Origin of the sequence: Paenibacillus tundrae (assembly GCF_036884255.1) — a bacterium.
GTDB lineage: Bacteria > Bacillota > Bacilli > Paenibacillales > Paenibacillaceae > Paenibacillus.
On sequence record NZ_CP145605.1, the window covers coordinates 3869128 to 3885475 of the forward strand.

17 protein-coding genes and 1 riboswitch are annotated in these 16348 nt (G+C 43.3%); of the genes, 2 read left to right on the plus strand and 15 right to left on the minus strand.

The window, feature by feature from the left end; translation table 11 throughout:
* Positions 1 to 78: 78 nt before the first annotated feature.
* The gene (locus tag V6W81_RS17285) at positions 79 to 549 is read right to left on the minus strand and encodes a low molecular weight protein-tyrosine-phosphatase (RefSeq protein ID WP_338539883.1); all 471 of its coding nucleotides are present in this window, start codon (positions 547 to 549) and stop codon (positions 79 to 81) included.
* A gap of 5 nt (positions 550 to 554) precedes the next feature.
* Positions 555 to 1229 (minus strand): trimeric intracellular cation channel family protein, encoded by a 675-nt coding sequence (locus V6W81_RS17290; RefSeq protein WP_307213783.1) that lies wholly within the window; start codon positions 1227 to 1229, stop codon positions 555 to 557.
* Between the two features lie 266 nt (positions 1230 to 1495).
* Here V6W81_RS17290 and V6W81_RS17295 point away from each other — a divergent pair, with 266 nt between their 5' ends.
* The gene (locus V6W81_RS17295; protein WP_056690061.1) at positions 1496 to 2137 is read left to right on the plus strand and encodes a thiamine diphosphokinase; all 642 of its coding nucleotides are present in this window, start codon (positions 1496 to 1498) and stop codon (positions 2135 to 2137) included.
* Positions 2138 to 2417: 280 nt separating this feature from the next.
* The gene (locus V6W81_RS17300) at positions 2418 to 2918 is read left to right on the plus strand and encodes a C40 family peptidase (protein ID WP_145047172.1); all 501 of its coding nucleotides are present in this window, start codon (positions 2418 to 2420) and stop codon (positions 2916 to 2918) included.
* Positions 2919 to 3046: 128 nt separating this feature from the next.
* Here the strand turns inward: V6W81_RS17300 and V6W81_RS17305 are convergent, their stop codons facing one another.
* From V6W81_RS17305 to V6W81_RS17365, 13 genes are all read right to left on the minus strand, one after another.
* A complete protein-coding gene (locus tag V6W81_RS17305) occupies positions 3047 to 3733 on the minus strand; it encodes a winged helix-turn-helix transcriptional regulator (protein WP_338539884.1) in 687 nt (228 codons plus the stop codon).
* A 193-nt stretch (positions 3734 to 3926) separates the two neighbouring features.
* Positions 3927 to 4976 carry a ThiF family adenylyltransferase gene (locus tag V6W81_RS17310; protein WP_338539885.1) on the minus strand — a complete coding sequence of 350 codons (1050 nt, stop codon included), beginning with the start codon at positions 4974 to 4976 and terminating at the stop codon, positions 3927 to 3929.
* Positions 4973 to 5740: a thiazole synthase gene (locus V6W81_RS17315; protein ID WP_338539886.1), complete on the minus strand. Its 768-nt coding sequence runs from the start codon at positions 5738 to 5740 to the stop codon at positions 4973 to 4975. The genes V6W81_RS17310 and V6W81_RS17315 overlap by 4 nt, the downstream gene beginning before the upstream one ends.
* A 3-nt stretch (positions 5741 to 5743) precedes the next feature.
* Entirely contained in the window at positions 5744 to 5947 is a 204-nt protein-coding gene (gene thiS, locus V6W81_RS17320; protein ID WP_338539887.1) for a sulfur carrier protein ThiS, read from the minus strand.
* A complete protein-coding gene (thiO, locus tag V6W81_RS17325; protein ID WP_338539888.1) occupies positions 5944 to 7176 on the minus strand; it encodes a glycine oxidase ThiO in 1233 nt (410 codons plus the stop codon). Before thiO ends, thiS begins: the two co-directional genes overlap by 4 nt.
* 19 nt (positions 7177 to 7195) lie before the next feature.
* Positions 7196 to 7852 carry a thiamine phosphate synthase gene (locus V6W81_RS17330; RefSeq protein WP_338539889.1) on the minus strand — a complete coding sequence of 219 codons (657 nt, stop codon included), beginning with the start codon at positions 7850 to 7852 and terminating at the stop codon, positions 7196 to 7198.
* A gap of 220 nt (positions 7853 to 8072) precedes the next feature.
* Positions 8073 to 8182, minus strand: a riboswitch (TPP riboswitch).
* 76 nt (positions 8183 to 8258) lie between these two features.
* Entirely contained in the window at positions 8259 to 9809 is a 1551-nt protein-coding gene (gene abc-f / locus V6W81_RS17335) for a ribosomal protection-like ABC-F family protein (RefSeq protein WP_145047185.1), read from the minus strand.
* Between the two features lie 123 nt (positions 9810 to 9932).
* Positions 9933 to 10928, minus strand: a complete 996-nt coding sequence (locus tag V6W81_RS17340) for a hypothetical protein (RefSeq protein WP_338539890.1) — start codon at positions 10926 to 10928, stop codon at positions 9933 to 9935.
* Positions 10915 to 11466 carry a hypothetical protein gene (locus tag V6W81_RS17345; RefSeq protein ID WP_338539891.1) on the minus strand — a complete coding sequence of 184 codons (552 nt, stop codon included), beginning with the start codon at positions 11464 to 11466 and terminating at the stop codon, positions 10915 to 10917. The genes V6W81_RS17340 and V6W81_RS17345 overlap by 14 nt, the downstream gene beginning before the upstream one ends.
* Positions 11463 to 11861: a hypothetical protein gene (locus V6W81_RS17350; RefSeq protein WP_338539892.1), complete on the minus strand. Its 399-nt coding sequence runs from the start codon at positions 11859 to 11861 to the stop codon at positions 11463 to 11465. Before V6W81_RS17350 ends, V6W81_RS17345 begins: the two co-directional genes overlap by 4 nt.
* A gap of 17 nt (positions 11862 to 11878) precedes the next feature.
* Complete coding sequence (locus V6W81_RS17355) at positions 11879 to 12364, minus strand: hypothetical protein (RefSeq protein ID WP_056690030.1); 486 nt, start codon at positions 12362 to 12364, stop codon at positions 11879 to 11881.
* Between the two features lie 98 nt (positions 12365 to 12462).
* Positions 12463 to 14529, minus strand: a complete 2067-nt coding sequence (locus V6W81_RS17360; RefSeq protein ID WP_338539893.1) for a hypothetical protein — start codon at positions 14527 to 14529, stop codon at positions 12463 to 12465.
* Complete coding sequence (locus V6W81_RS17365; protein WP_338539894.1) at positions 14519 to 16345, minus strand: ATPase, T2SS/T4P/T4SS family; 1827 nt, start codon at positions 16343 to 16345, stop codon at positions 14519 to 14521. Before V6W81_RS17365 ends, V6W81_RS17360 begins: the two co-directional genes overlap by 11 nt.
* Positions 16346 to 16348 lie beyond the last annotated feature (3 nt).

Here is a 16348-nt window from a genome sequence, read left to right on the forward strand (position 1 = left end):
AAAAGCTGGATGTTATTCTTTAACCCAGCTCTACTTGAATTCATTCCATTCCTTTTGTACAAAGTGCCTTACAAAATCTTAAGCCAATGCATGTTCAGCAGTAATTCGTTCCAATAATACATCACAGCCTGCATCAACCAATTGATACACTTCCTCAAAATTGCCAGTATGATATGGATCGGGAACTTCACGCAGCACTTCATGAGGTAGAAGATCCATCAGTTTGATGATATCTGCATCTGCACCACCTGTAAGTTTGCGAACATTCGCTTCATTAGAGTTGTCCATGCAGACAATGTAATCGAATTGCTCGAAGTCATTACTTGCGAACTGTCTTGCAGCCATATTGGCATAAGAGATTTGAACGCTATCTAACAGTTTACGAGTTCCCTCATGAGGAGGTTTACCTACATGCCAGTCCCCTGTTCCTGCTGAATCAACTTCAATCTGCTGTGCTAGTCCGCGCTCTTCAATTTTGTGGCGCAGCACTGCTTCAGCCATAGGTGATCGGCAGATATTGCCAAGACAAACGAATAAAACTCGAATCATTTTAATTATTCCCCCTTGCTTAACGTACGACTTAATGCAGTCTGTGTTGTCTGTGGTTGGATGCTGTCCGATGCAACAAGTGAACGGCGTGGCAGTTTCCACTTATAATGTACAGAACACATCCGGAAGAACACAACCCCTGCGAAACAGATTAGTAGACCCATATTGCTTGTGAACCAACCCATTCCAATCGTAAATCCAGCGGCCATTGCCCAGACAGCATATATTTCGTCACGTAACACGAGCGGCTTCCGTCCTGCGAGCAAGTCGCGTATAATCCCCCCGCCAATACCAGTCATCACCGCAGCTACAATTACTGCACTCACGGGATGTCCCATTTTGGCAGCATACAAACCACCCTGAATCGCAAATGCCGCAAGTCCAATAGCATCAAACAGCGCTTCCGTTCGCTTCCAATGACTAATCCATTGTAAAGGAAGAATAAATGCAATGGCAACTGATACGAGTGCCAACATAATAAGCCCGCCCTGACTCCATAAAGTCGTTACCGGCACTCCGATCAGGACATTACGGATAATTCCGCCGCCAAAGGCTGTCACAAGACCCAGTACCAGCACTCCTAAGATATCATACTCCTCTTCCATTGCCACAAAAGCACCGGACATCGCAAACGCAATCGTCCCTATAATACTGAACACTTCAAAAATGTGTAAGTCCAACCTGTTCAAACCTCACTTTTCAAGTCATCTCCATGTCGCTCTACCCATTGTATCCGCGAGTACTAAAATTAAGCAACAACATTTTGTCAAATGTACGTGTATTTTGTTGAAATCGAACTCAATTAGCGTATAAATCAGTACAAATAACATCAATTTGTTCATATTCCTATATGCCTGCTCTATAAATATCCGCATATCTATAGGAGAGTTTCGAATTAACATAAAAAAATGATATAATTCCTTCATTAGAAGGAAGGATGAATAGAATGACCATGAAACGTATTGTCATTTTTACCGGTGGGGAGCTGTTTCCTGAGTTCCTAGAGGCGCTTCATAAGGATGACATGATTATTGCAGCAGACCGCGGAGCGTTATTTCTCATTGAACATGGGATTACGCCGGATATCGCCGTTGGGGATTTTGACTCCATTACAGAAGAGGAACAACAATTAGTTCGTGAAAAAAGTGGACGGATGATTGTGGTGGATCCTGTACTTAAAGACTGGACAGATACAGAGATGGCTTTTGAGACAGCCTTGGATCACGAGCCAACCCATATTCTAATGTTAGGTGCTACAGGGACACGCATGGATCACACTTTGGCAAACGTACATATTATGGTTCGTGCGATGCAGCGTCATATCTCCTGTTCGCTGCAAGACAAAAATAACCTCATGATGTTAACGACATCCGAAGCCGTAGTCGAAGACCATGGCTATGAGTATGTCTCTTTATTACCTTTGACACCAGAAGTAACAGGGATTAACTTAAAAGGATTCCAATATCCACTGCAGGAAGCCACTCTGCGAATGGGACAGTCATTAGGGATCAGCAACAAATTGTTAGGTAAGTCTGGAACCGTCTCTATTGATAGCGGATTATTGCTAATTATCCAGAGCAAAGATTAGATTAGAATCTTAAATAGTTACGTTTTTGTAACCCATGATTCAAACTTAAATTAAGTGGAATTCACGTAAAGACCCTTGAATATCAAGGGTCTTTTTTATTTTTCTCCAAATGGATGTCCGTCAATGATTAATTTTTTGACATTTTTAATTGTTTTTTAATAATGATATCCAATGCTTTGTGACACAAGGGATTGTGCACACCTATCCAATTTCTAGGCTGTTACAAACCTGTTATAGTAGCTCTAGCAACTTAACGAAAACGAATTTTGGAGGTACTTACATGAAAACAAACATCTTAGTCCAAAAGGCCGTAACCGTCGGGTTGTGCGCTACACTTGGTTTTGGAGCAGTTCTTATGACTAACGCACCCGTTGCTCAAGCAGCAACCGCATCGGTATCAACTGGACAGCAAATTGTAAACTATGGTAAAAAGTTCACTGGAACTCCATATAAATTTGGCGCTTCAACCACAACAACGAAATATTTTGATTGCTCTTCATTTATGAAGTATATTTTCAAGAAATATGGCGTTGACTTGCCACGTACATCCGTGAAGCAATCCAAAGAAGGTAAAGCTGTATCTAAAGCTAACCTACGTGTAGGCGACCTTGTCTTCTTCTCCAGCGGCAGCCGCTCTACTGGTTCTAACATTACTCATGTCGGAGTATATGCAGGAAATGGCAAGATTCTCCACACTTACGGATCTCCAGGTGTAACTCTGTCAGATTTGAACTCTGGCACGTGGAAAAGAACCTACATTAAAGCTCGTCGCGTACTATAGCGCTTCATTGCAAACGGTAAGGACAACTTGAATTGAACCGAATCCATGGATTCGGTTCTTTTTGTTTGTTCTAATTTGCTACAGAGTATCTAGAGAACCATTCGTAATTATTGACCACTACCCAATACTTAGGTATGAAGCATATAACCTACTCCACGTACCGTATGGATCAATTTCTGGGGTCGCCCTTTGTCTACCTTTACGCGGAGATGTTTAATATATACGTCCACGACATTCGTATCCATTGCAAATTCGTATCCCCATACTTCACTTAAAATCATACTACGCGTGCACGCCTCATTAACATGACGAGCCAAATACTCCAACAATTCGTACTCCTTAGGTGTTAACATCAAATATTCCCCCGCACGGCTCACTCGGCGAGAACGTAAATTCACTTTAAGATCATGCACAACGATGACCTCTTCATCCATCTGACCTACACTCACAAATAGTCTTAACAAATTACGAAGCCGTGCCAATAGGACACTCGAGTGAACGGGCTCTAGAATTACATCGTTTGCCCCAAGATCGAGCCAATGAACAATCTCTTCATCCATTGCCTGGTATGTAAGTACCACTATTGGGACAGGCTTACTCTTTTGAGCTAAACGTTCAATACCTTCCGACATTTCTTCGCGTGAATCCGTACCATGCAAGAGAATGATCATACGGATCGATTCCAGCTGTTCACATCGCTCTTGTTGCAATTGTTGCCACCTAAGCTCCACAACAGTATATGAATGATTCAGTAACACTTCTTTAATGGATGCGGTTCGCTCTGTCGTTCCCACCAAAAGGATGGATGTTTGCATGTAGTATTCACCCGGCTTATCTCAAACTTCGCCATGATATTTCTGCACAATGAATAAGGGTCACAAATAAACACAAAGATGCAGAACAACATTTCGTTATTTGTTTATCATGCCGCATAACCCAAAAGTCCATTCCTTTAGGAATGGACTTAGGTAGTTTGTATCATTAATATTTGTCGGGTAAATTCACCACTTAACCAAAGTAACGATGTACAAGCGTTCGCGCTTCTGCTGTATCTTTCGTTCCATGCACAAGAATACGTCCATCCTGGAAAATAACCATTCGTTGCGCTCCCGTTGTGAATGAAACTAAAAAGGGATTAGCCTCAACCTGACCTTCATCAAGTCCACGTAATCGCTCAGCTGTATGTTCTAGATCAAGTTTTGTAGGGCGTGCCGGGCGAATCTGTACTGTGTCTCTGCCACATAATACGTCCGTCTTCTCCAGATTTGAAGCAGAGAGGTACGGATAAGTCGCTGTTTCACCACAGGAAGCACATTGTTGCTTTTTCGCACCATCCACGTTAATTGAAATGTATTCATTACGCCATAGATCGAAAGATAATAGCTTCCGTCTTAACGCCTCTGGATGGCCACTTAACCATTTCAGTGCTTCGGCTGTTTGATTCGCTGTTACCATCTGTACAGCCTGAGGAATAATTCCGGAGGTATCACAAGTATCACCACCAAGTGGAACCTCTCCGAGCAAACAATTCAAACAAGGTGTCTCACCAGGGACAAATGTGTACGTAATTCCATAACTGCCGACACATCCGCCGTAGATCCATGGAATGCGGTATTTCTGGCACATATCATTGATCAATAATCTCGTATCAAAGTTATCTGTTGCATCCATAATTAGATCGACATGTGGAATTAAATCCTCTAACTCATCTGCCCTAACATCCATTACAATTCCCTTAACGGTAACTGTGGAATTGATTGCACTGAGATGCTTCTGTGCAGCGATCGCTTTGGGCATTCTCTCCATTGCATCCTGTTCGATATATAGTTGCTGTCGCTGCAAGTTGCTCCACTCTACATAGTCACGATCTACAATCGTAACATGTCCTACACCGGAACGTACCAGCGTCTCCGCAATACCGGTTCCTAGTGCACCTGCACCAACGATCAAAACTTTACCGTCACTTAATTTGCGCTGTCCTTCCTTGCCAAGAGGAGCATAACGCTCTTGTCTGGAATATCGATCTCCTTGGTCAGGTGAACACGTCTCATTCATCATGTATGAACCATTCCTTCCGCCGGACTACTCGCTGCTGCATAACGCTTCACTGGAATCATTCCTGCCTCATATGCCAATCTTCCTGCCTCTACCCCGAGTCTCATGGCCTTCGCCATACTCACAGGATAACCGGATCCAGACACTGCTGTATTCAACAACACAGCGTCTGCTCCCATTTCCATTGCACGAGCAGCATCACTAGGTGATCGAAGTCCAGCATCTACAATCACAGGTACAACCGCCTGTTCAATAATAACCTCGAGATTGTATGGATTCATGATCCCCTTGCCTGACCCAATGGGTGAAGCCCCAGGCATCACAGCGTGTACGCCAAGTAACTGAAGCCTTTTCGCCAAGATTACATCATCAGATATATAAGGAAGAACCGTAAAGCCTTTATGTAGCAGCATCTCACAGGCTTTATACGTTTCAATCGGGTCTGGTAACAGAGTAATTCCATCGCCAATCACTTCTACTTTTATCATATCACAAAGTCCGGAAGCACGGGCGAGTTCAGCAATCCGAACAGCTTCTTCTGCCGTAGAAGCGCCCGCTGTGTTAGGCAGCAAGGTGTAGCGATCCAAATCTACCATATCGAGAAAATGCTTTTTGTTACGCTCTTCAAGGTTAAGGCGTCTCACAGCAAACGTAAGTACCTCTGTACCAGAGGCTTCAATTGCCTGAGACTGCACCTCTAAATCGTCAAATTTACCTGTACCCAACAATAATCTAGACTGAAAGTCATGTTCCCCAATTTTCAACATCACTTAACCCCCTCCTACAAAATGTACAATTTCAACCCGATCCCCATCTTTTAAATGGGTCGTCTCATGATGTTCACGGGTAAGAATCTGACGATTCAACTCAACAACCACTGTTTTCACATGAAGATCAAATGAGTGCAGCAGTTTATCTACACGGTTCAAACGGTCTTCAATCTCCATTCGTTGACCATTGATTATAATATTCAATGCAAGATCCCCCTTTTATTAAAGCGTTCTGGACGACAACCCTGCACATTCAGTTCCTCAGAAGATTTACCTTCAATAAAATCAGCGAGTAAGCTACCCGTTACGGCACTTAACAAGATTCCGTTGCGATGATGTCCAAAAGCTGTATACAAACCTGGTATGCTCTCACATGCGCCTAGGTAAGGTAATCCATCGGGTGTTGAAGGCCTTACTCCGGCCCATGTCCGTACAAACTGAGCTTCTCCAATGCCAGGTACCCAGCTGGCAGCACGTTCAAGCAGTTTTTGCAACCCGGCAGCTGAGACATGTAGATCAGATTCTCCCGGTAAAACGGTCGCACCAATCCATACTTCTCCATTGGCCTTAGGAACGATATAAATGTCCTCTGCGTATACCGTTTTGTCTGGGGCAAGTTGTCTAGAATGATCCGAGAACTGCACTGCTGCAATTTCGCCTTTGACAGGCATAGTCGGCAATTGAAGCCCAGCCTGCTTCATTAACACTTCCCCTTGCAAACCATTAGCAACAATGACATTGCGACATGTCATCGTTCCAATTGAAGTTTCCACGCCTTGTACTCCGTTTGCATCCACTCGAAGACTAACATGATGCACACCTTCAATAATCCGTGCTCCGAGTGCCTGAGCTGATTTTGCATAAGCTTGAGTCAAATTAACAGGTAGAACGTCACATTCCAACGGTCGATAGTAGGCACCATAAATATCTTTGCTTAACCATGGAGCCTCTTGTTGTACCGTGATTTCATCCCACCAAATTTCAGAAGCGATTGATCGTGGTGCTGTAACAGTGGAATCGCGGCTTAAATCTTTTTCCAAACGTACAGGAGTAATAAAACCATTTTGTTGATATCCAATATGCATCTCACTCAGGGAGCTCAATTGTTCATACTGCTCATGCAGTAGCTGTCTGCTCATGGTTGCCAGGTTCAACATCATCGGTGAAGAAAAATGCTCACTATCTGCTGCAATCATGCCAGCTGCTGCACAAGATGCACCCTCAGCGATCCGCGCACGTTCAAGCAGAAGAACATCTTGTCCTCGTGCTGCAAGCTCATAAGCGATTGCACAACCAATCACGCCCCCACCAATCACAATCGTTTCTGCATGAAGTTTGTCGTGGATTCCAGCTTTGGTTCTACTGAGGGACAAAGTTTTACGTAAATCCCGGTTACTACTGCGGCTTCGAACTCTCGCTCCATCGTTCACCATCTCATCTCCTTGCTCAAGATTAACCTTCCGATTCCACAATCGCCTGTTTTAGTGCACTAACCGCTTGGATTGGATGCTCACTCGCCCAGATATGCGATATGACCGCTAAGCCTCTCGCTCCTACATTGCGAAGATCACGAACATGCTCGATCCCAATGCCACCAATTGCAATTACTGGAACGTTCACTGTGGCGCATACTTCAGCAAGCAGCTTCAGTCCTCTGGGTTTGATTCCTGGTTTACTATTTGAGTCATAGATATGACCGAAAAAAACATAGTCTACGCCCTGTTGCTCAGCAGCCTTAGCTTCATCTACAGAATGAACGGACACACCGATGCGAATTCGCTTTCGCATATCCCCTATAGATCTTGTCGTGCTTTGTGAGAAATCTGCCTGACCCCAATGCACACCTGTGAACCCTTCATCTTGACCCACTTCAAGCACACCATTGACTACAATACGATGATGAGGAACCCCTGATTGATGCAGTTTGTTTGCCCACTCCCTACGCTGCTCAGGTGACTTTTGTTTTTCTCGAATATGAATATAGTCCACCCATGGCCATATATCCTTCGATATACTCACAAAGTTGTGCAAATTCCCTACGCCTTGAGAAATGACATGCAGCTCAAAAGAAGCTGTGACATCGGAGTCATGCTCTTCTGTAATTACCAAACGATAACCTCCTCTCTTGACCAATGACATAACAAAAAAGCCACTCCCGTAGGGGAGTGGCTGCGAAATATATGCTTTGATTCGTTTAATAAAGTGTTGAACGACCACAGAGGTTCTATGCATGCAACGGTTAGCCCCATTGCAAAATCTCATAGAAACAACATGCTGTTCTCTCAGAAACAAGCATCTACCTTATTCATGCAGAGTACTGTTTCTAATAAACGAAAACGCGCCACTTCCCTACGCTGGTATGATCCAGATCAGGTGCAAAGGGTCCGGAATCGCATTCTTCCATCTCAGCCGCATCGTGCGGCCCCCCTAGTGTTCATATGAAGTTGTAGCCTATATTACCATAGAGTCCTTTTTTTGTCACCGAAGATTTCTGAATCCTGTTCGGCTACGTAGACTAATTTTTCTCAGACCAAGCTTCAACATCCCACGTCTTTGTAACCCAATCCTCGTAGAAATCAGGTTCGTGAGATACGAGAAGTACTGTACCCTTAAATTCCTGCAGGGCGCGCTTCAGTTCAGCTTTGGCTGTTACATCAAGGTGATTGGTCGGCTCATCGAACAAAATCCAGTTACTCTCGCGCATTAACAACTTGCACAAACGCACTTTTGCTTGTTCTCCACCACTTAGCATGTTAAGTGGACGAGTAATATGTTCGTTTTTTAATCCACAACGTGCAAGATGTCCCCTAACCTCATTCTGGGTCAGATGCGAAAATTCATTCCATACATCCTCGATTGGAGTGATATTTCCCGCCCGTACCTCCTGCTCGAAATAAGCCGTTTCCAGATAATCTCCCAAAAATGTTTTGCCGCTGATTGGTGGAATTTTACCAAGAATCGTTTTGAGTAGTGTAGATTTACCTACACCGTTACAACCAACAATAGCAATTTTCTCTCCACGTTCAATGGTCATCGTCATTTTAGGTAATAAAGCATGAGAATATCCAATTTCAAAATCAATGCCCTCAAACACCGTTTTACTGCTGGCACGAGCATCTTTGAATTTGAAAGTAGGTTTGGCTGCCTCATCCGGACGATCAATCCGTTCAATTTTACCCAATTGCTTCTCACGGCTCTTCGCACGACCTGACGTAGAAGCACGTGCTTTATTCCGCTGGATGAAGTCTTCCTGCTTTTTGATATACTCCTGTTGCTTCTCATAAGCATCAATATGCTGTGCTTTCTGCATATCGGCCATCTCAAGAAACTTGTTGTAGTTCGCTGCGTATCTTGTCAACTTGGCAAATTCCAAGTGGTAGATCACGTTAACTACTTCGTTCATGAACTCTGTATCATGGGAGATCAAAATAAAAGCATACGGGTAATCCTTCAAATACCGGGTCAGCCATTCAATATGCTCAACATCCAGATAGTTCGTAGGTTCATCGAGCAGAAGCGCTGTAGGCTTCTCCAAGAGAAGCTTAGCCAGGAGCACCTTGGTACGCTGACCCCCACTTAGTGAAGCAACGTCACGATCAAGTCCAATGACGGACAGACCCAGACCGTTAGCCATCTCTTCTACCTTCACATCGATCAAATAAAAATCGCCCTGCTCCAACTGTTCTTGGATGTCACCCATTTCTTCAAGCAACTGTTCCAATTGCTCAGGGTCAGCATCAGCCATCTGATCTGTAATTGCCATCATTTCTTTTTCTAATTCAAGTAGTGGTAAGAATGCATCCTTCAGCACATCCCGGATCGTTTTACCTGGCGTTAGCTTGGTATGCTGATCCAAATATCCATAACGAACTTTAGGTGTCCATTCAACTTTGCCGCTATCTTTAAGCAATTTTCCGGTCAAAATATTCATTAGCGTGGATTTGCCTACACCATTTGCTCCAACAAGACCTACTCGCTCACCTGACAGTAAACGAAAGGATACATTTTTAAATAATGTGCGGTCTCCAAAATTGTGACTAACGTTCTCAACTGACAATAAACTCATAAGATGAGGTTGCTCCTATCTATTTGACATTACTTGATCACTAATTTAGACATTGTACCAAAGACCTATTCTAGCACGTACCTGTCTTTTCTGAAAGTAATGTCTTCTTGCAAACTTTTTCACTTATGGAGCTTGCCCGCTGACATAACAATTACGCTCAAAATAACCTTGTGCAGCAGCTTGTTTTCCGTCACCAAAGACCTCTTCGGCTCTAAAACCATAGTTACATGTAGACGGATAGTAATATTTAACTCCAGTTGCTGGATCTACTCCTCCGACCACAGCCGTCTTCTTTACAAGCCTGCCTCCACCAATAGCATAATTATTAACTTTTTGATCTCCTACAGGTATACCTTGGATAAACGCCATAATGCCTGTATCATTAATTGAATTATACCAATCCTCTTGCGGGATTAGAGGCAACGTAAACGTATAAGAGATACCATTTCTACGTGCAAATTCATTATGGCGGTTAATAATATCAGCAAGATCCTCCTGTACACTGGTCACAATCCAACTTCTTCTCACTTGCTCAAATGTGTCGGCATCTTGTAATAACGGGATTTGCGTGTTAGATGCCAACTCCTTCTGAAAACCTTCAATCCATTTCCCTTGGATAGCATCATAAGCGTATACATATCCATCCAAGGTAAAATTAATGCTGCTGCCATTTGGATCTGCATATGTATATGGCTTCTTGGGACTCCAGACTTGCTTGAACGAAAGCTCGGCATTTCCTGTCATTTCCGTTTCCTTCGCTAAAATGTAGTATCCATCATAATCCAGTACAACAATTGCTGGTATGTAATCATATAACGCTTGAATAGCAGCCGGATCATCCTGAATCCCCATATTCAACGCCATCGTTTGTGTAAATGTAAGCAAGGCTAGTTCCTTATCCGCCTTCACAAATTTCGTAGAATCATAACCTGCTTCATTATTTTGCTTTTCATTTTGATGCATCACCGCTCCTGCATCGAGCACAGCAGTTTGCAATGCAGACTTATACTTCTGACTTAGAAGCTGAGCTTCCTCAGCATCCCGTGTATGAAGAGATACAAGCCAGAACAACGGCACGAAGATAATTACAAACACAATCGAGAAATCAGTAATCTTCATTTAAAACCATACCTCCATAGGTGGTAAGCACAGCAGGTGCAGTCGGAGTTCCATTCAGCCATTCCCGGATCAACATACCGGATGTGCGATTGGTGCTTTGGACAGTAATCGTAATAAAATCCCCCATAACCAGCGTATATCTACGACCTGGATCATCTGCAGTTAGCCCACCTGCAGCAGGAAATAACCGTTCTTTAATCTGACTGGTGTAATATCCATCCTCTACGGTCTCATATGTACCTGTGAAGGTACTTTGATTCATTGGATCAGTATAGTGTGGCACATATTTTTTGTGTAAATGTTCTATTAGAATCTCATAGGCATTACCTGTTCGAGCCAGTTGTTCTTCCAATTCGCTGTACATGGCTGGTGAGATATATCCCTTGGTTCTAACCGCATCTACAAAACGTACAACGCTCTGATTCACGGTTATTCTCGCCAGGTCATCCTGCCGGTTAGCCGTTTCAGCCGTTGGATAGATATAGAGCAGGATTACAGCTAGCATAACTGCGAGTAGCTTAGATGCAGCATTAATCAATGAACGCTGGCCTCCTTCCAGAATTGGATTCTCATCAACCCTCCCCATTCATCTCTAATGAACTCTGGTCTGTACGAGCCGTTAAGCTGCACGGGAATAGTCTTCTTGCGATTTATTAAGGGGTCTATGAGATGAGCCTGACCATCCACTTCCACCGTGATCGATGTCCCAGTCATTTGTCTCACCGTATGTAATACTTCAGCACCGCTATATCTTTTCGGCTCCGTTGTACGGAGCGTTGTGTTCATTCTTCGTTCCATCTCTACTGTGAATTGTGTCGTATTATTAAGAGCATCAGTCATCGTTTTAATTAACTGCTGCCCGTACAGGCAGGCTGTCACAAATAGGACAACCGCCGTACTGAACAACATAAGCTGTTGAGCGTTTCTGAACATCTATAGTCAACCCCCTGTTAGGATTGCTGGAAAATGAGTCCTCTGACCACATTCGATTTATCCTTTACGATCAGTGCTTTGAATTTTCCGCTCGGATTCACATACTGATTCTCTTTTTCACTCATCGTTTGGTTAATATTCCCTACCTTTTCATTCGTCTTAATCACTGAACCATAGCTCTCATTATTGAGGTCTTGAGAGATATTCAACTCATTTCCATACCATTGTCCACCTTTGTTCTTACCCGTAATGACCTGAATGCCGAATTGATCCTTGTCTGCGTATTTCCGCAATGCATTGGTAACCTGTGATCCGCTAATTGTAGTACCGTCATATACCGTAAAAGCCGCCTGAGACAACTCTGTCTGGATATCCGCGAAGTTGTTCTGTGCAGTCTTGGTAGCTTCCTGTGCAGAGATAAAAAGTAAAACCACGATAGTAATGAGCGCAATGGTCAAAAAGATCCCTGCCGCCACTTTTAAAGCGCTTGATGCATTATTCATGAAAAATCCTCCAATGATTATAGATTTTAATTTTAATTTGACTTCAACTAGAACTGATTTAGAGATAGATCAGTTTTATTTTTATAACACTTTATTTATCACAGCTTCTGAATCTGTTCATAATACATGTTCATTTGCAAGAAACTCATCCCTACAAGTGGAATTACAAGGTATAAAAAAATTAGAGCATACATCGGAGTAAATCCGATCATCCGTCCCCATGCTGCTTTTGCATCAATCATTTTGGTATATTCCTGCTTGCGTTGCTCAAAATAGAAGGCCATCATGCTATCCAGATCATCGAACGCTTCACGAATTGAAATTCTACCAAGGGCAAGTTGTAATTTATCTGCTAGCCGCTGAAACTCAGGTAATCCGGCATCTAACTTTAATTGCTCCAGTGCATCCTCTGGCCCATGTTCAAAATGCAGTAGACACTTTTGGAGCGGACGCTTGAAAATGACAGAAAATCGATTTAACCATTCCAAAATTTCCTCTACAGACATTCGATCCATCTCGCGTAAGATTGATATGACCGTCTGGAATTGATAAATCTCATGTCTCATATCCATACTGCGCATTTTACGCTGAAACAGCATTAGCCAGATTGGCAGATAAAATCCCACTATTCCGATGGCAACAGCAATAACCACTTCCCACCAGTGCAAAAACTGCTTGTTATACGAATCCATCTTTTGCATAATTCTCGCAACAACCTCGGTTTGTGTATCATGGTCTAGTTGAATAGGTGAGCTCTGTTGTAAAGCCAAAGCGATCTCATCATAACTAGCCCAACGTTTCATATTAATTTTTTGCATGACAGATCGATCCAGGGCTGCTTTTTCCTTGGCCTGCTCCAGCTCAGCTTCAGCCATTGCTCCGAACATCCGATCATCTCGCACCGGGTCGTACATAATGTGATTTCGCTCAACCTGATGTAGCAACAACACGCACGTTACACTCAGAATGAAGCAGGTTACAAACAACATTAACCTTCGAATGGCTAACCATTCATACTTTAACTCAGAGCTGCTCTCACGCATAAGTCTTACCGTCTGGCTGTACTGGGTACTTCCTGGTTTGGGGGCGAATAACATCGCCAATTTACGAATGAATATCTGGTTATACAACAATCGGGCAAACAAAGATTGCTTTCTACCTGCTCGAAAGCGCGTTTCATCATACTGCTGTAACCTTTGTAATAACAAGTAAGCCAGGATAATGATGATGTATATTGATATTTTGGTGATAAACCCGAGCTTGCTACGATAAAATTCATCCATCGTTGGAAAGCTGCCTCTTGCCCAACGTTCAATAGGAGCTGTGAACAACACAGGAGCAAGAGCGATGATGTTTAGACCCTTTAACAGATAATCTAACTTATCTCGGCGCAGTATTTCTAAATGAATTTCCTGGGTAAGATTACTTAATCCCTTCAGATAGATGGAACCCTGTGCTCGATCCTTATCCCCAAATTCCATCACCATGTAGGATATTCCCGCAAAACCTTTAAGAAAACGATTCGGCGCAACTTCATAGTATTGTTCTAATGCTTCACTCGGATCAGGCGATGTCAGCGCTTCGTATATAAGCATCACTTGCTCGGCAGCTTCTCCGTTACCTAACTCGCCTGCTTCATAGAGTGCTTCCTCAATCATTCCATGCTGGTGATACCGATGACGAACATCTGCGAACAGTTCCAGCATCTGTACCAATAGTCGTTTTTCGAGTCGATTCAGATACATATCTAGGATTAGACTGTTTAATACAACACCGCAGAGCACAGACAAGATAATAAAAGCAACACCTGGCTGCATGAGGAACAAGATTAGACTGACACTTCCGTACCCTACGGCAATAATCAGAACAACCGTCATCGTCCTTCTTCTGAGAGCAGGTTCATCACCAACGTGTCGGAATGAAATCCGCTTTTTTACTTGTACAATGTACGAGGATAGCAGTGGAACCTTCATCCCCCATCGATACAGTCGCAATAGGGATGACGTGAGCTTTAATGATCGATTACTAACAGGTGCCAACCCTGCGGCTACATTCTTATTAAATCCACCTCCTCTCTGTCGAAGTAAACTCAGGATAAGAAAAGTGACAATCATACCCGTGACACATATCCCCAATACGATAATTAGTATGGATTTAATGGTCATAGTGGTCACCCCAATACTGGGCAATGAATCGGTCGAATTCCGCAGCATCCTGCAACGTCATCTGATCTCGCATGTCCATAATACTTCCAGCCGAGATCGGAGCTGTTACGACATAGCCTCCATTTTGATACTCCACGACATTCCGGAATGTAAATCCATTACGTTCTTCAACACTATCGCTCTGCTCTGCCCGAGGCAAACACTCTGTAATACGTTCAATATACCGTCGTCCCTCGGCGTCCTTTTTCATATGTACATCAAAATTAATGACACTTACTACCTGTTCCTCGGCAATATGCTCATGCTGAAACATTCCTGTTTTGAGCAGTGAATTTCGAAGTGAAAACACCAGATCACGAAACGTCTTAGCGTGATGTGTAAACAACGTGAACAAACTGGCTACTTGCGACATCTGAATCATCCATGCAGCAACCTCATCACTCGCGACTTCTCCCAGAATATTGACTGTACCGTCTGTTTTTTTCTGTAGATCAAGTCCTTGTTGACCTGAAATGTGCTCTGTTTCGCGAAAACTCAATATGTTACGTCGGCTATAGATTCGTCTAAGCTGCAATTCAAACGCCATCTCTTGTACCCTTAACGTATATGATGCATAAATATGTTTCACCATAGCCATTAACAAAGTTGTTTTACCAGAACCCTGTGCTCCAGTTACGGCAGTAATTCGGCTGCCTTTCATTAAATACTGCAGTATAGTTATTGGCAGCTCAGCATTCGTGCCTGTGATCAGTTGTTCCAGCGAGGCATTAGGAATATCAAATTTTCTTACAAAGAATGCCCATGACTCTGCAAATGGCGGACGTACCACGACGACACGAGAACCATCCTTCATTTCATTAACCTTGTAACCATTCGCTTCGGATAGCTGACCGGGATAGTTATATTTATAAATATTTTGACATACCCTTTTCAGTTCACGGATGCTGCCAAATGACAGAAATGCTAGATGAATCGACTTGCCTTTATAGAAAATCCATACACTCTGCATACCGTTCAATGGAGCCTGCGTCTGAGCATCTTCAAGCCCCGCTTCCAGTAAATCATTCCACGAACTAGGCTGCCGAAGTCGCACATCCTGCATCGCATCAAGCATGCCGCTAACACCACCACTCACGCCGTCAATGCGTTGATCTCGAATTTCATCTACAACCGAGAACCCTTTGTAGTGTTGATAGATGCGTTGCACAATGATATCTGTCTTTTCTCTGAATCCAAGCTCCCGATACTCACATTCGAACACATATTGAATATCTTCTTCAGAGATATAAAAGCCTCCCCCATCCTGGATACCTTCTTCCATTCGCAGTCTACCCAGATCATACGTATCAATTAGACGGGATAACGCATCCATGCCGAATTGCTGCTGGTAGAGGTAAAAGACAATTTCAAATTGATCCTGACTTGTCAGAAGTTCCGGTTCTGCAAAAGGAATAACTTCATCCACATTCGATTTATTCAGTCCTATGCTGCGTGTTAGCAGATCACTTATTAGATTTTTGACATAGGTTTTGTCACTGATACTACCTGAGACACAACCTTTCAGTGCCTTTCGCATTTCAGCTCGCTGATTGATCCTTCTCCGATATTCCTCTTCATGCAATCCAGCATCCGCCAACTGACCATGGCTTAGTTCATGAAGTGAATTTTTCACCTTCTCGGTTAAACTTTCAATCGTGAAGTCGCCCGGTTCAGTCACATCTGTACGTTGTTCTCGATGGTAAGCGCGGTATCTGAAACCTACATAACCAAGACCCGCAACGATAATTAACCCTATACCGATCATGTTCCATAACATTTA

Bases quoted from the DNA above. Each gene is read 5' to 3' on its own strand.
- V6W81_RS17365 (WP_338539894.1), bottom strand. From the start codon at position 16,345: ATGTTATGGAACATGATCGGTATAGGGTTAATTATCGTTGCGGGTCTT.
- V6W81_RS17340 (WP_338539890.1), bottom strand. From the start codon at position 10,928: ATGAAGATTACTGATTTCTCGATTGTGTTTGTAATTATCTTCGTGCCG.
- thiO (WP_338539888.1), bottom strand. From the start codon at position 7,176: ATGGTGAACGATGGAGCGAGAGTTCGAAGCCGCAGTAGTAACCGGGAT.
- V6W81_RS17355 (WP_056690030.1), bottom strand. From the start codon at position 12,364: ATGAATAATGCATCAAGCGCTTTAAAAGTGGCGGCAGGGATCTTTTTG.
- V6W81_RS17300 (WP_145047172.1), top strand. From the start codon at position 2,418: ATGAAAACAAACATCTTAGTCCAAAAGGCCGTAACCGTCGGGTTGTGC.
- V6W81_RS17315 (WP_338539886.1), bottom strand. From the start codon at position 5,740: ATGTTGAAAATTGGGGAACATGACTTTCAGTCTAGATTATTGTTGGGT.
- abc-f (WP_145047185.1), bottom strand. From the start codon at position 9,809: ATGAGTTTATTGTCAGTTGAGAACGTTAGTCACAATTTTGGAGACCGC.
- V6W81_RS17305 (WP_338539884.1), bottom strand. From the start codon at position 3,733: ATGCAAACATCCATCCTTTTGGTGGGAACGACAGAGCGAACCGCATCC.
- V6W81_RS17295 (WP_056690061.1), top strand. From the start codon at position 1,496: ATGACCATGAAACGTATTGTCATTTTTACCGGTGGGGAGCTGTTTCCT.
- V6W81_RS17310 (WP_338539885.1), bottom strand. From the start codon at position 4,976: ATGATGAATGAGACGTGTTCACCTGACCAAGGAGATCGATATTCCAGA.
- V6W81_RS17350 (WP_338539892.1), bottom strand. From the start codon at position 11,861: ATGTTCAGAAACGCTCAACAGCTTATGTTGTTCAGTACGGCGGTTGTC.
- V6W81_RS17360 (WP_338539893.1), bottom strand. From the start codon at position 14,529: ATGACCATTAAATCCATACTAATTATCGTATTGGGGATATGTGTCACG.
- V6W81_RS17285 (WP_338539883.1), bottom strand. From the start codon at position 549: ATGATTCGAGTTTTATTCGTTTGTCTTGGCAATATCTGCCGATCACCT.